This window comes from Streptomyces abikoensis, assembly GCF_014648775.1.
Classification (GTDB): domain Bacteria; phylum Actinomycetota; class Actinomycetes; order Streptomycetales; family Streptomycetaceae; genus Streptomyces; species Streptomyces abikoensis.
In genome coordinates, this window is sequence record NZ_BMRT01000011.1 from 1 (window position 1) to 13282 (window position 13282).

A 13282-nucleotide genomic window follows, 5' to 3' on the forward strand; every position below is an offset into this window, starting at 1 on the left:
CGACGCGGGAACCTCCAGCCGGACCGTCATCGAGTACGAGACGCTGGGCGCCGTTGCCATGGGGGTACTTCTTCTTTCTGTTTCTCGGGACGTGGGAGGAGAGGGGTGCGGAGTGGTCCGGCGGTCAGCCGTGGACCGCCGCGGAGTGGGGGCGGGCGAGGTTGTCCGGGTGGAGGATCTCCTCGAGCCGCTCCGGGGTGAGCAGGCCCTTGGCCAGGACGAGGTCGCGGACGGAGGCGCCGGTGGTCAGGGCCTCCTGGGCGACGGCGGTGGCCTTCTCGTAGCCGATGTTCGGGTTGAGGGCGGTGGCCAGGCCGATGGACTGCCCGACCAGCTGGGCCAGGTGCTCGCGGTTGGCGGTGATGCCGGTGACGCACCGCTCGGCCAGCGTCAGGCAGCCGGACCGCAGGTGGGCGATGCTCTTGAGGAGGCTGTGCGCGATGACCGGCTCGAAGGCGTTGAGCTGGAGCTGGCCGGACTCGGCGGCCATGGTGACGGTCACGTCGTTGCCGATGACCTCGAAGGCGACCTGGTTGACGACCTCGGGGATCACCGGGTTGACCTTGCCGGGCATGATGCTCGAACCCGCCTGCACGGCCGGCAGGTTGATCTCGGCGAGACCGGCGCGCGGGCCGCAGGAGAGCAGCCGCAGGTCGTTGCAGGTCTTGGAGAGCTTGACGGCGATCCGCTTGAGCACACCCGACAGCTGGACGAACGCGCCCATGTCCTGGGTGGCCTCGACGAGGTCACCGGCGACGCTCAGCGGGATGCCCGTGATCGCGCCGAGGTGGCGGCAGGCGAGCTCGGGGTACTCGGGGTGGGCGTTGAGGCCGGTGCCGATGGCGGTGCCACCGAGGTTGATCTCCCGGAGCAGGGCGCGGGCCTCCTCCAGCCGGGCCCGGTCCTCGGCCAGCATGACGGCGTACGCGGCGAATTCCTGGCCCAGTGTCATGGGCACCGCGTCCTGGAGCTGGGTGCGGCCCATCTTGAGGACGTCCGCGAACTCCTCCGCCTTGGCGGCGAAGGCCTGCCGGAGGACCTCCATGGCCTCCAGCAGCCCGTCGGCGGCGAGCTGGAGGGAGATCCGGACGGCGGTGGGGTAGACGTCGTTGGTGCTCTGCCCGGCGTTGACGTCCTCCAGCGGGTGGAGGCGGCGGTAGTCGCCCTTGGCGTGGCCGAGGTGCTCCAGCGCCCGGTTGGCGATGACCTCGTTGGCGTTCATGTTGGTGGAGGTGCCCGCGCCGCCCTGGATCACGTCGACGACGAAGTGGTCGTGGAGGCGGCCGGCGCGGATCTCCTCGCAGGCCCGCACGATGGCGTCCGCCTTGTCGCCGGGCAGCAGGCCCAGGTCGCGGTTGGCCTGCGCGGCGGCCTGCTTGACGGCGGCCAGCGCGGTGACGAGTTCGGGGTACGCGGCGATCGGGGTGCCGGTGATGGGGAAGTTCTCCACGGCCCGCAGCGTGTGGACGCCGTAGTACGCGTGGGCGGGGACGTCCCGGTCGCCGAGGAGGTCGTGCTCGCTGCGGAACGGGGTGCTGTCGGGTGCGGTGGCGGGGTGGGGGACGGTGGCCGTCATCGGGGGTCCGATCGGGTGCGGTGGTGGTGGGGGAGACGGTGGTGGGGGGATCAGGCGTTCGCGCCGCGGGGTGATCAGGCCGCCGCGTGCGCGTCGGTGGCCGGCGCGGGGGCGCCGAGGGCCCGGCGCAGCGCCTCGGCGCGCGCGGCCGGGTCGGTGGCGGCGAGCGTCGCGGCGAGGACGGCTATGCGTGCCTGGCCGGCGCGCAGGGTGCCGGTGAGCACGGCTCCGCCGGCGACGAGGTCCACGGCGCCGCCGTGGGTGTAGATCTCGGCGACGGAGCCGCTGGGCACGCGCGTGGTCACGGCGACGAGCACACCGCGTGAGGCCGCGCCGGCGACGGCGGCGGCGATCTCCGGGGTGGCGTTGCCCGCGCCGGTCGCCACGAGGACGACGCCCTGGGCGCCCGCGCCGACGGCGGCGTCGAACAGGAGGGTGTCCGCGTCGCAGTGGTGCATGACGACGTCGACCCGGGGCAGCGGCCCGTCCGCCGCGGGCAGCGGGAGGGGCTCCGGACGCTCGGGCCGCCGGTGGATGACGACGCCGCTGGGGCCCACGTCGGCGACGCGGCTCCCGGAGGGGTCGGCGAAGGCGTCGGCGGCCAGGGTCTGGACCTTGATCGTGCCGCGCGCGGCGTGCACCTGGCCGTCGAAGACGACGAGCACGCCGAGGTCGCGCACCGAGGCGGCGGTCAGGAGGGCGTCGTGGAGGTTGCGCGGCCCGTCGCCGTTGGGGTCCTCCAGCGGCAGCTGGGCGCCGGTGAAGACCACCGGCCGGGGGTCGGCGTGGTGGAGGTCCACGAAGAAGGCGGACTCCTCCAGGGTGTCCGTGCCGTGGGTGACGACGATGCCGGCCACGTCGGGGTCGGCCAGCACCTCGTGCACCGTGCGCAGCAGCGCGAGCTGGTCGGCGGTGGTCAGCCGGGCGCTGTTGACGCTCATCAGGTCCACGACCCGCACGCTCACGCCGTCGGGCACGGCGGCCGTCGCCAGGACGTCCCCGCCGCGGGCGTCGGCGGCGAAGCCGGACCCCTGCCAGCGGCTGGCGATCGTTCCGCCGGTGCTGATGACGACGACCTGTCCCACGTCGTGCTCACTTCTGCTCGTAGTTCATGACCGTTGTGCGCGCCGGGGGCGCACGCCGGTTTGTTTCGGGGCAACGATATGACGAATCGGGCGCAATCGGTTTGCCATGTCGGGCGCAGTGACGCGCGTAGTGTGGTGGATAATCGCGTGATGGACCAGATCGACAGGAATATCTTGCGCGAGCTGCAGAAGGACGGCCGGCTGACCATCCAGGACCTCGCCCAGCGCGTGGGCCTCACCTCGTCCCCCTGTATGCGCCGCGTCCGCCAGCTGGAACAGGACGGCGTGATCCAGGGCTACCGGGCGGTGATCAACCCGGAGGCCGTCGGACGGGGCTTCGAGGTGCTCGTCTCCATCGAGGTCAAGCGCGACCGGGAGGCGGTCGAGGCGTTCGAGGCCGCGCTCCAGGACATCCCGGACGTGATCGAGGCGTACCGGCTCTTCGGCAGCCCGGGCTGTCTGCTGCGCATCGCGGTCGCCGACCTCACGGCCTACGAGCGGCTGTGGATCGAGCGCCTCACCACGCTGTCGGGCATCACCGAGGTCAACTCGCAGATCATCATGAAGCGGGTCAAGGAGCCGCGGGGTCTTCCGGTCGACGACTGACCTCGCACATGATGAGGGGTCATACAACGCTCAACGAAAGAGAAGCCAGGGTATGTCCGTCATCCACCGCACCACCCTCACGCCCACCAAGGAGGAGCTGCTCGCCTCCTGGCTGCCTTCCCGGCCGTGGTACCGCCCCGGAACGGGCGCGCCGCAGCTGACCAAGGCGGGCGGATTCCGGCTGGACGACCCGGCCGGGGAGGTCGGGATCGAGTTCATGGTGACGACCGACACGGCGGGCCCGGAACCGGTCAGCTACCTGGTGCCGCTCACCTACCGGGGCGCCCCGCTGGAGGGCGCGGAGGGCGCCCTCGTCGGCACCCTGGACCACGGTGTGCTGGGCAAGCGCTGGGTCTACGACGGCTGCCACGACCCGGTGTTCACCACGGCGATCCTCGCCCTGATCGAGGGCCGGGTCCGGGCCCAGGCCCAGAGCGTCAGCGACACCCTCGACGACGGGATCGCCCGCTCCTTCACCGGGCAGGGCCCCGTGGCCGCGGCCTTCACCTCCGTCACCGACGACGCGGAGTCCACCGAGCTGACGGGGGCGCCGCAGGGTGCCGCGCTCCGTCTGCACCGAGTCCTGCGCCCCGGCCCGGGCGCCGCACCCGAGGGCACGGCCGGTCACGTGCTGGGCTGGTGGAACCTCCAGGACGGCACCCGCGTCCAGGGCCTCTTCGCCACCCTGAGCACCGCCTCGCGGGACTGATCCGCGCTGCCCGTACCCGGCTCCGGCCGGGTACGGGCACGGCCGGGGGAGCGGCGCGTCAGTCGCAGAGGGATCCGTCGTCGAAGGCCGCGCCGTCGAGCGCGAGTGTCAACTTCTCCAGGAGCGCGCGCAGTTCCCCGGCCTCCTGGGCGGTGAAGCCCGTGGCTGTCGCGATCCGGACCGGCACGAGGGCCGCCTCCTCCCGCAGCACGGTGCCCGCCGGGGTGAGGCGGACGAGGACGGACCGCTCGTCCTGAGCGCTGCGCTCGCGGTGCACGAGCCCGGCCGCCTCCAGGCGCTTGAGGAGCGGGGAGAGCGTCCCGGAGTCCAGGCGCAGGAGCTCGCCCAGCCGCTTCACGGGCAGCTCGGTGTGCTCCCAGAGGACCAGCATCACCAGGTACTGCGGGTAGGTGAGGCCCAGGTCCTTGAGCAGCGTGCGGTAGACGGCGCCGAACGCGCGGGAGGCGGCGTTCAGGGAGAAGCAGAGCTGCCGGTCCAGGCGGAGGAGGTCCTGCGGCGCGCGCTCGGAGGGGGCGGTCGGCGGCTTCGTCATGCGACCAGGATATCTCGCCGGGCATTTAATTGCGCACAACTTAATCGTGCACTACCTTGATGGTGTCAGGCGGGCCGGACAGGCCCTCGCCGCGATCTCCGAGAGGGATGGTTCCCATGGAAGCCCTGTACACCGCCGTCGCCACCGCCACCCACGGCCGTGAGGGCCGCGCCGTCAGCTCCGACGGCCTCCTCGACGTCCAGCTGGCCCTCCCCGCGCAGCTGGGCGGCAACGGCGCCGGCACGAACCCGGAGCAGCTGTTCGCCGCCGGGTACGCGGCGTGCTTCGCCAGCGCCCTGGGCCTGGTCGGCCGGCAGGCGAAGGTCGACCTCGGTGACGCGGCGGTGACCGCCGAGGTCGGCATCGGCAAGGAGGGCGAGGGCTTCGCGCTGGCGGTCACGCTGCGCGTGGAGCTGCCCGACGCGGTCGACGCCGCGACGGGCCGCAAGCTGGTCGAGCAGGCCCACCAGGTCTGCCCCTACTCCAACGCCACCCGCGGCAACATCCCGGTCGAGCTCGTCGTCGAGTGACGCCACGCGGCTGAAGCGGGCCCCCGAGGGGGCCCGCCGGCCGCCGAACGAAGAGTTCTCGTCATCCTCGGACACCGCACACCCCGGTTCCCGCACGGCCTCCCCGTCGCCGACCCGGACATGTCGACCCCGACGCCGGCGGTGAACCACCGGGCCCGAACGGCCCAATCGATCTTCCCCCAAAGGCCCTTGACACACCGACCGGAGTGACTCAAGTGGCCAGCGGGTCCTCCGATCCGTATGTGGCGTGAATCCGACCCACCCGGCCGTCCGCTTTCGACCGGTGCCACCCCGGGCTGATTCACTCCCGCCGGAGCGCCGTCACCGCAGGTCACCGCTGTGGGCAGCCGCGCTCCGCAGGCCGTTACGGGCCCCGAGACGGAAGGACCTGGGATGTCGACCTCAGCGCTGCCGGACCAGCCGGAGCAGCAGGCGTACACCGGTGCCCAGGCACAGCTCAGCCTGGGCATCGCGGCAGCGCGGAACCTCGCGACCACCACCAAGTCCCTGCCGCAGATGCAGGGCATCAGCTCGCGCTGGCTGATCCGCATGCTGCCCTGGGTCCAGGTCAGCGGCGGCACGTACCGGGTCAACCGGCGGCTCGTCTACGAGGTCGGGGACGGCCGCGTGACCTTCGTCCAGGAGGGCGCGAGCGTCAGGGTCGTCCCCGCCGAGCTCGGCGAGCTGCCCCTGCTGCGCGGCTTCGCCGACATGGGCGTCCTGCGCGCCCTGGCCGACCGCTTCGAGCAGCGCGAGTACGAGCCCGGCCAGGTCATCACCGAGGCCGGCCGGCCCACCGACCACGTGTACCTGATCGCCCACGGCAAGGTGGAGAAGCTCGGCACCGGCCACTACGGCGAGGACACCCGCCGGGGCGTGCTGGCCGACGGCGGCTTCTTCGGCGGCCGGACCCTGGACCCCGAGCCCGGCGACTGGGACGTGACGGCCCGCGCCCTGACCGCCTGCACCCTGCTCGCCCTGCCGCGCCACGCGTACGAGGAGGTGGCCGGCCGCAGCGAGGCGCTGCGCGCCCACGTCCGGCGGCGCCGCGCCGAGGGCGAGCGCCCCCGCAACAAGCGCGGCGAGGCCGACATCGCCCTCGCCGCCGGGCACACCGGCGAGCCGGTCCTCCCGGGCACCTTCGTCGACTACGAGCTCGAACCGCGCGAGTACGAGCTGAGCGTCGCCCAGACCGTCCTGCGGGTCCACAGCCGGGTCGCCGACCTCTACAACGACCCCATGAACCAGGTCGAGCAGCAACTGCGCCTGACCGTCGAGGCGCTGCGCGAACGCCAGGAGCACGAGCTCGTCAACAACCGCGAGTTCGGCCTGCTGCACAACGTCGACTACAGCCAGCGCGTCCAGACCCACTCCGGGCCGCCCACCCCGGACGACATGGACGAGCTGCTGAGCATGCGCCGCAGCACCACGTTCTTCCTCGCCCACCCGAAGGCCATCGCCGCCCTCGGCCGCGAGTGCAACAAGCGCGGGCTCGCCTTCGACACCGCCGATGTCAACGGCCACGGCATGCCCGCCTGGCGCGGTGTCCCGATCCTGCCCTGCGGCAAGATCCCCGTCACGGACGAGGGCACCTCCTCGATCCTCGCCATGCGCACCGGCGAGTCCGCCGGCGGCGTGGTCGGCCTGTGGCAGACCGGCATCCCCGACGAGTACGAGCCCGGCCTGAACGTCCGCTTCATGGGCATCAACGACCAGGCCGTCATCTCCTACCTGGTCAGCACCTACTACTCCGCCGCCGTGCTCGTGCCCGACGCCCTCGGCGTGCTCGAGAACGTCCAGATCGCCGGCGCGCCCTCCTGACACCGCCGCACCCGAGAACGGAGAGGAACGGAGAGAACCGGTGTCGCTGCTGTCCCGCATGTCCGCGCCCTCGGCCACCCACGACGTGGCGAGGCTGGTGGCCACACTGCTGTCCCACCGCAGCGGGGCGGCACCCCTCGTGCCCGGCGCCCGCGCCGTGCACGGCGACGTCCACCGGCCCGCGGCGTCCGCGCCGGAGGCGCTCCGGGCCGTGCCCGCCGGGCCGACCGGCCTCGGCACCTCCGGCCTCCGGATCCCGCCCGCCCGGCCCACCACCGGGACGCCGCCCGGCACGCCGGGGGCGACGGGGGCGTCCGGTACGTCGAACACCCTCGTCCCCGAGCTGTACTGCCCGCCGCCGCTCCGCGACGACCGGGCCCTCGGTGAGGAGGTCAACGACCGGCTCGTCGCCTGGGCCGAGGAGATCGGCATCTACCCGGAGCGGCTCGACCGCGTCCGCGGCACCGACCTCGGGCGCATGATGATGCTCGTCCACCCCCAGACCGACGACCCGGACCGGCTGCTGGCGGCCGCCCGCTGCGCGCTCGCCGAGTGGGCCACGGACGACTACTACTGCGACGACGAGACCATGGGCTCCTCCCCGGCCCACCTCGGTGCCCACCTCGGGACCGCCCTCGCGGCCGTCGACCCCGCCCACCTCCCCGAGCCCCACGCCTCGGAGCTCGACGAGGCCCTGCGCGCGGACCCCGTCCGCGCCGCCCTCCGGTCCGGCTTCGAGCACCTCGCCCGCTACGCCGACCCGAGCCAGCTGGCCCGGGTGCGCCAGGAGATCGGCGGACTGTTCGTCGGATACGGGCAGGAGGGCTCCTGGCGGAGCACGGGGAAGTTGCCCGCCGTCTGGGAGTACCTCGCCCACCGGCGCTTCAACAGCTTCCTGCCCTGCATCGCCCTCGTCGACGTGATGGACGGACACCCGCTGTCCGCCGCCGAGTACGCCGAACCGCGCGTGCGCCGCGTCGTCACCATGGCGGGCACCGCGAGCACGCTCGTGAACGACCTCTACTCGATGGCCAAGGAGAAGGACGCCACCGGCCTCCACTTCAACCTGCCCGCGGCGATCGTCGCGGAGGAGAAGTGCTCGCTCCGGGAGGCCGTCGAGCGGAGCGCCGCGGTCCACGACGAGCTCGTGCGCTCCTTCGAGAGGGAGGCGGCCGCCCTCAGCCTCACCGGCTCCCCGGCCCTGCGCCGCTTCCTGGCCGGCGTCTGGGCCTGGCTCGGCGGCAACAAGGCCTGGCACGCCGGCAGCGCCCGCTACGGCACGTCGTAAGTTGTACACCGTTAAGGAGAACGAGTTGACCACCACGCCCTCCGCCCCCGCGGCAGTCCTGCGCACCGAGTTCCAGAAGGCGGTGGCCGCGTACTGGAACACCAACCAGCAGGACCCGGTCAACCTGCGCCTGGGCGAGGTCGACGACCTGTACCACCACCACTACGGGCTCGGCGACTACGACCCCTCGGTCCTGGAGGGGCCCGCGGCGACCCGGGAGCAGCGGATCATCGAGGAGATGCACCGCCTGGAGACCGCCCAGGCCGATGTCCTCCTCGACCACCTGGGTGCCATCACCCCCCAGGACCGCCTCCTGGACGGCGGGTCCGGCCGCGGCGGCACGAGCGTCATGGCCCACCAGCGCTTCGGCTGCGCGGTGGACGGCGTGTCGATCTCGGAGTACCAGGTCGGCTTCGCCAACGAGCAGGCGCGCAAGCGCGGTATCGACGAGAGCGTGAAGTTCCACTTCCGCAACATGCTCGACACCGGCTTCGAGACCGCCTCCCGCAAGGCGATCTGGACCAACGAGACCACCATGTACGTGGACCTCTTCGAGCTGTTCGGCGAGTTCTCCCGGCTCCTGGAGTTCGGTGGCCGGTACGTGTGCATCACCGGCTGCTCCAACGACGTCAAGGGCCTGCGCTCCAAGGCGGTCAGCCGCATCGACGAGCACTACACCTGCAACATCCACCCGCGCAGCGCCTACTTCAAGGCCCTGGCCGCCAACAACCTGACGCCGATCAGCGTCGTGGACCTCACCCCCGCCACCATCCCCTACTGGGAGCTGCGCGCGAAGTCCGAGGTGGCCACGGGCATCGAGGAGGCGTTCCTCACCGCGTACAAGGAAGGCAGCTTCCACTACCTGCTCATCGCCGCCGACCGCGTCTGACGCGCGCCGGGGCTACTCCTCCGTGAGGGCGCTCCGCACCTCCTTGCCCGCCTCGTCGAGCTGCTTGGGGGTCCTCTCGCGCAGCGCCTTCTCGCGGTCGGCTCTCGGCAGTCCGCTCAGGAAGAACCTGGCGTCGTCGGAGAGCTGCTGACGCTTGTCGTCCATGTCCTTGTCCTTGGCCACGGGACCTCCCTCGATCCGGCCGGAACGCTCTTCCTCACAGTGGACAGCGTCCGTGCCGAGTCGGCTCCTGGAGGCGTCCAAGTGGATGAACGCCGCGAGACGCCCTTCATTCGCCGGTTTCCTGCCCGATTCCGGGCAGGAACGTGGATGTTTCACGGTCCCGTACCTAGGGTGATCGCTTGTGTTCGAGCCCAAGCGAAAGGACAGCCGCATGCGTTCGCTCCCCACCGGCGTCGAGGCCGTGGTCTTCGACTGCGACGGCCTGCTGGTCGACACCGAGCCCTGCTGGACCGTCGCGGAGACGGCCGTCTTCGCGGCGCACGGCCACCCCTTCGGCCCCGAACAGAAGGCGCTGGTCATCGGCCGCACCCTGGAAGCCGCGGGCGAGGCCATGGCCGGGTACTTCGGGCGCCCCGGCGCCGGCGCCGAGATCGCCGACGAACTCCTGCGCAGGGTCCGCAAGGAGCTCGCCCAGGGCGCCGCGGCGCTCCCCGGGGCGGCGGAACTGGTGCGCGCCTGCCGGGCGGCCGTCCCCGTCGCCGTGGCCAGCAACAGCCCCCGGGAACTGCTGGACGCGGCACTGGGGTCGGCCGGCCTCGCCGAGTACTTCACCCACTCGTTCGCCGCCGACGAGGTGCGTCAGCCCAAGCCCGCGCCGGAGCTCTACCTCACGGCGTGCGCGGCACTCGGCGCGGCTCCCGGGCGTTCCGTCGCCTTCGAGGACTCGGCGACGGGCATCGCCGCGGCGCGTGCCGCCGGGCTCTACGTCGCGGTCGTGCCGTCCCTTCCGGGGGTGGACCTCGACCACGACTGGCTGGGCGCCGGCCTGACCGCACCCGACCTGCGGGACTGGGCGAGGAACCTGGCTCCGGTGGCTCAACTCCCCTGATACGCGTTGTCGTTGAGGATGGGGGACACCCACAAGGGGTCAAGGGCGAGCACGTGATCATCAGAGCGGATGAACATATCGCCATCTGTCACGTCAGCGGTTTTTCATACGCAAGACTCTCTCTTGCCAGAGCTTTTGCACTGCCTCCCCCCACACATCAAGGAGAGCACATGAGCATCCGCAACGCCGCCGCCGTCACGGTGATGGCCGCCGCCGCCATCGGCGCCGGCACCGGCGCCGCCACCGCCGACCAGGCGCACGGCTCGGCCTGCAAGTCCCCGGGCGTCCTCGCCGGGAACGTCGCCCAGGTCGCGCCCCGCGTCTCCCCGAACGTCGGCGGCAACGTCATCTCGGTCGTCGGCGTCCTCAACAGCTCCCACGGCAACGCGCTCATCAACAAGTAAGCGGCCCTGACCTCTCGGTCACGGCCCAGCACGTCCCCCACCCGAGCAGAGGTGGCCGGCACCGTCCCACCCGGACGGAACCGGCCACCTCTGTGGCGTGTGCGGAGGAAAAAACCGGGTGCGCCGCTCACGCGCGGCCGGTTACGGTGAGCTCATGTCTACGCCCCGAATTTCCTAGCGAAGGACCCGCTTCCACGCCAGAAGTGTGTCCTTTTGCTTTTTCGGAGCGTCATCTCATGATCACCGTTCGTGATGCCGAGCTGCGCGCGGGCGCGCGCCTCCTGCTGTCCGGCATCTCCTTCACCGTCTCGCCCGGCGACCGCGTCGGCCTCGTCGGCCGCAACGGCGCGGGCAAGACCACCCTCATGACCGCCCTCGCCGGACTGGCCCGCCCCGCCGCCGGCACCGTCACCCGCACCGGCCCCGTCGGCCACCTGGCCCAGGACTCCCGTGCCGCCGACCCCGCCGTCACCGTCACCGACCGCATTCTCTCCGCGCGCGGCCTCGACCGGGCCCTGCGCCGGCTGCGCGCGGCCGAGACCGCCATGGCCGAGGCCACCGGCCCCGGCGCGCTGGACCGGGCGATGAACGCCTACGCCCGCGCCGAAGCCGCCTTCCAGGCGGCGGGCGGCTACGCGGCCGAAGCCGAGGCCGCGCGCGTCGCCGCCGGGCTCGGGCTGCCCGACCGCGTCATGGGCGAACCGGTGGGCGTCCTCTCCGGCGGGCAACGACGCCGGGTGGAACTCGCCCGCATCCTCTTCGCCGGACACGACGACGGCACCCTCCTGCTGGACGAGCCCACCAACCACCTCGACGCCGACTCCGTCGCCTGGCTGCGCGCCTTCCTCCAAGGACACCGCGGCGGCCTGGTGGTGATCAGCCACGACACCTCCCTGCTCGCCGACGTCGTCAACCGCGTCTTCCACCTCGACCCCCGACGCGCCACCATCGACATCCACAACACCGGCTGGGCCGCCTACCTGACCCAGCGGGAGACCGACGAGCGCCGCCGGGCACGCGAGCGCGCCAACGCCGAACGCAAGGCCGCCGCCCTCCACGCGCAGGCCGACAAGATGAAGGCGCGCTCCGCCACCGCCGTCATGGCCAGGAGCATGACGCGCCGGGCCGACCGCATGCTCGCCGGCCTCGAACCGGCCCGGCACACGGAGAAGGTCGCCAGGATCCGCCTGCCCGAACCGGAGCCCTGCGGACGCACGCCCCTCGGCGCGATCAGCCTGACCAAGTCCTACGGCGACCGCCCCGTGCTCACCGGCGTCGACCTCGCCGTCGACCGCGGCAGCCGCCTCGTCGTCCTCGGGCTCAACGGCGCGGGCAAGACCACCCTGCTGCGCGTCCTCGCCGGGACGGAACGCCCGGACAGCGGCCGGGTGACGCACGGCCACGGACTGCGGCTGGGCTACTTCGCCCAGGAGCACGACACCCTCGCCCCGGACCGCACCGTCCGCGAGAACCTCGCCGACGCCGCACCCCACCTGACGGACGGTGAGATACGGCGCGTCCTCGGCGCGTTCCTCTTCTCCGGGGACGACGCCGACAAACCCGCCGGGGTCCTCTCGGGCGGGGAGAAGACCCGCCTCGCCCTGGCCGGGCTCGTCCACTCCGGCGCGAACGTCCTGCTGCTGGACGAACCCACCAACAACCTCGACCCCGCCTCCCGCGACGAGGTCCTGGCCGCCGTCGGCTCGTACCCCGGCGCGATCGTGATGGTCACGCACGACGTGGGCGCCATCGACGCCCTGCGCCCCGACCGCGTCCTGCTGCTGCCGGACGCCGACGAGGACCTGTGGAGCGAGGACTACCGGGACCTGGTCTCCCTCGCCTGACGCGGCCCGGGTGCGGGCGGTTACGCTCTTCCCCCTGACGATCAAGAAATCGACCCAGGGGGAAGAGCTGTGCGCGACGCCGTCGTGACGACCGAAGGCGACCGGATCCGCTGGGCCGAACTGCCGGGCCGGGAACCCACGCGCGTGTACGTGCACGGTCTGGGGGCCACGTCGCCCGCCTACTTCGCGGGCGTCGCGGCCCACCCGCTGCTGGCCGGTCACCGGTCCCTGCTCGTCGACCTGCTCGGGCACGGCATCAGCGACCGGCCCGTCACCTTCGACTACACGCTGGAGGGGCACGCCGACGCGTTCGCCGCCGCGCTGACCGCCGCCGGCGCCGACGGCGCGGAGGTGATCGCGCACAGCATGGGCGGCTCGGTCGCCGTCGTCCTGGCCGCACGCCACCCGCACCTGGTCTCCCGGCTGGTCCTCGTCGACGCGAACCTCGACCCGATCCCGCCCACGCCCGGCTCCGGAGGCAGCAGCGGCATCGCCGCCCACACGGAGGAGGAATTCCTGGCCGGCGGCTGGCGGGAGGTCCGCGACCGGGCCGGTGCGCACTGGTGGTCCACCATGCGGCTGGCCGGCCTCGAAGCACTGCACCGCAGCGCGGTCCACCTCACCCGGGGGAGCGTGCCCCTCATGCGCGAACTCCTCATGGAGCTCACCATTCCGCGCACGTATCTGCTGCCGGAGGCGGACGGTCCGCTCCCCGGCGCCGACGCGCTCGCCGAGGCCGGGGTCGCCGTGGTCCCGGTACCCGACTGCGGGCACAACATCATGCTCGACAACCCCGAGGCGTTCGCCCGCGCCACCGCGAACGCGCTCGCGCCGGCCACCACGACGGTGGGAACCCCTGTTCGTTGAGTCACTGCCGGGTGCCGGTCACCGCCCCGGTACGACCA

General features: G+C 72.5%; 14 protein-coding genes. 10 read left to right on the top strand and 4 right to left on the bottom strand.

Annotated elements, in window-relative coordinates:
• Positions 1–124 precede the first annotated feature (124 nt).
• Positions 125–1576 carry an aspartate ammonia-lyase gene (gene aspA / locus IE096_RS27465; RefSeq protein WP_189456201.1) on the bottom strand — a complete coding sequence of 484 codons (1452 nt, stop codon included), beginning with the start codon at positions 1574–1576 and terminating at the stop codon, positions 125–127.
• A 74-nt stretch (positions 1577–1650) separates the two neighbouring features.
• Positions 1651–2661: an asparaginase gene (locus IE096_RS27470; RefSeq protein ID WP_189456203.1), complete on the bottom strand. Its 1011-nt coding sequence runs from the start codon at positions 2659–2661 to the stop codon at positions 1651–1653.
• Between the two features lie 150 nt (positions 2662–2811).
• Here IE096_RS27470 and IE096_RS27475 point away from each other — a divergent pair, with 150 nt between their 5' ends.
• Together IE096_RS27475 and IE096_RS27480 are read left to right on the top strand one after the other, a co-directional pair.
• Positions 2812–3267, top strand: a complete 456-nt coding sequence (locus IE096_RS27475) for an Lrp/AsnC family transcriptional regulator (protein WP_189456205.1) — start codon at positions 2812–2814, stop codon at positions 3265–3267.
• A 52-nt stretch (positions 3268–3319) separates the two neighbouring features.
• On the top strand, positions 3320–3976 hold the full coding sequence (locus tag IE096_RS27480) for a maltokinase N-terminal cap-like domain-containing protein (protein WP_189456206.1): 657 nt from the start codon (positions 3320–3322) through the stop codon (positions 3974–3976).
• 58 nt (positions 3977–4034) lie between these two features.
• Here the strand turns inward: IE096_RS27480 and IE096_RS27485 are convergent, their stop codons facing one another.
• A complete protein-coding gene (locus tag IE096_RS27485) occupies positions 4035–4529 on the bottom strand; it encodes a MarR family winged helix-turn-helix transcriptional regulator (protein ID WP_189456208.1) in 495 nt (164 codons plus the stop codon).
• A 116-nt stretch (positions 4530–4645) separates the two neighbouring features.
• Here IE096_RS27485 and IE096_RS27490 point away from each other — a divergent pair, with 116 nt between their 5' ends.
• From IE096_RS27490 to IE096_RS27505, 4 genes are all read left to right on the top strand, one after another.
• Complete coding sequence (locus tag IE096_RS27490) at positions 4646–5059, top strand: organic hydroperoxide resistance protein (protein WP_189456210.1); 414 nt, start codon at positions 4646–4648, stop codon at positions 5057–5059.
• A 393-nt stretch (positions 5060–5452) separates the two neighbouring features.
• Positions 5453–6880 (top strand): family 2B encapsulin nanocompartment shell protein, encoded by a 1428-nt coding sequence (locus IE096_RS27495; RefSeq protein ID WP_189456212.1) that lies wholly within the window; start codon positions 5453–5455, stop codon positions 6878–6880.
• Positions 6881–6920: 40 nt separating this feature from the next.
• Positions 6921–8168, top strand: coding sequence for a family 2 encapsulin nanocompartment cargo protein terpene cyclase (locus IE096_RS27500; RefSeq protein WP_189456214.1), 1248 nt, complete (start codon positions 6921–6923; stop codon positions 8166–8168).
• 25 nt (positions 8169–8193) lie between these two features.
• On the top strand, positions 8194–9057 hold the full coding sequence (locus IE096_RS27505) for a geranyl diphosphate 2-C-methyltransferase (RefSeq protein WP_189456216.1): 864 nt from the start codon (positions 8194–8196) through the stop codon (positions 9055–9057).
• Between the two features lie 12 nt (positions 9058–9069).
• Here the strand turns inward: IE096_RS27505 and IE096_RS27510 are convergent, their stop codons facing one another.
• A complete protein-coding gene (locus IE096_RS27510) occupies positions 9070–9240 on the bottom strand; it encodes a hypothetical protein (RefSeq protein ID WP_189456218.1) in 171 nt (56 codons plus the stop codon).
• A gap of 211 nt (positions 9241–9451) precedes the next feature.
• On the opposite strand from IE096_RS27510, the gene IE096_RS27515 reads away from it, so the two are divergent.
• The 4 genes from IE096_RS27515 to IE096_RS27530 all read left to right on the top strand — a co-directional run bounded on the left by IE096_RS27515 (position 9452) and on the right by IE096_RS27530 (position 13244).
• Positions 9452–10129 (top strand): HAD family hydrolase, encoded by a 678-nt coding sequence (locus tag IE096_RS27515; protein WP_189456220.1) that lies wholly within the window; start codon positions 9452–9454, stop codon positions 10127–10129.
• 170 nt (positions 10130–10299) lie between these two features.
• On the top strand, positions 10300–10533 hold the full coding sequence (locus IE096_RS27520) for a chaplin (RefSeq protein WP_189456222.1): 234 nt from the start codon (positions 10300–10302) through the stop codon (positions 10531–10533).
• 236 nt (positions 10534–10769) lie between these two features.
• A complete protein-coding gene (locus tag IE096_RS27525) occupies positions 10770–12377 on the top strand; it encodes an ABC-F family ATP-binding cassette domain-containing protein (protein ID WP_189456224.1) in 1608 nt (535 codons plus the stop codon).
• 69 nt (positions 12378–12446) lie between these two features.
• A complete protein-coding gene (locus IE096_RS27530; protein ID WP_189456226.1) occupies positions 12447–13244 on the top strand; it encodes an alpha/beta fold hydrolase in 798 nt (265 codons plus the stop codon).
• Positions 13245–13282 lie beyond the last annotated feature (38 nt).

Coding starts and splice junctions, on each gene's coding strand:
- aspA (WP_189456201.1), bottom strand. CDS start 1,576: ATGACGGCCACCGTCCCCCACCCCGCCACCGCACCCGACAGCACCCCG.
- IE096_RS27520 (WP_189456222.1), top strand. CDS start 10,300: ATGAGCATCCGCAACGCCGCCGCCGTCACGGTGATGGCCGCCGCCGCC.
- IE096_RS27495 (WP_189456212.1), top strand. CDS start 5,453: ATGTCGACCTCAGCGCTGCCGGACCAGCCGGAGCAGCAGGCGTACACC.
- IE096_RS27480 (WP_189456206.1), top strand. CDS start 3,320: ATGTCCGTCATCCACCGCACCACCCTCACGCCCACCAAGGAGGAGCTG.
- IE096_RS27525 (WP_189456224.1), top strand. CDS start 10,770: ATGATCACCGTTCGTGATGCCGAGCTGCGCGCGGGCGCGCGCCTCCTG.
- IE096_RS27490 (WP_189456210.1), top strand. CDS start 4,646: ATGGAAGCCCTGTACACCGCCGTCGCCACCGCCACCCACGGCCGTGAG.
- IE096_RS27475 (WP_189456205.1), top strand. CDS start 2,812: ATGGACCAGATCGACAGGAATATCTTGCGCGAGCTGCAGAAGGACGGC.
- IE096_RS27515 (WP_189456220.1), top strand. CDS start 9,452: ATGCGTTCGCTCCCCACCGGCGTCGAGGCCGTGGTCTTCGACTGCGAC.
- IE096_RS27485 (WP_189456208.1), bottom strand. CDS start 4,529: ATGACGAAGCCGCCGACCGCCCCCTCCGAGCGCGCGCCGCAGGACCTC.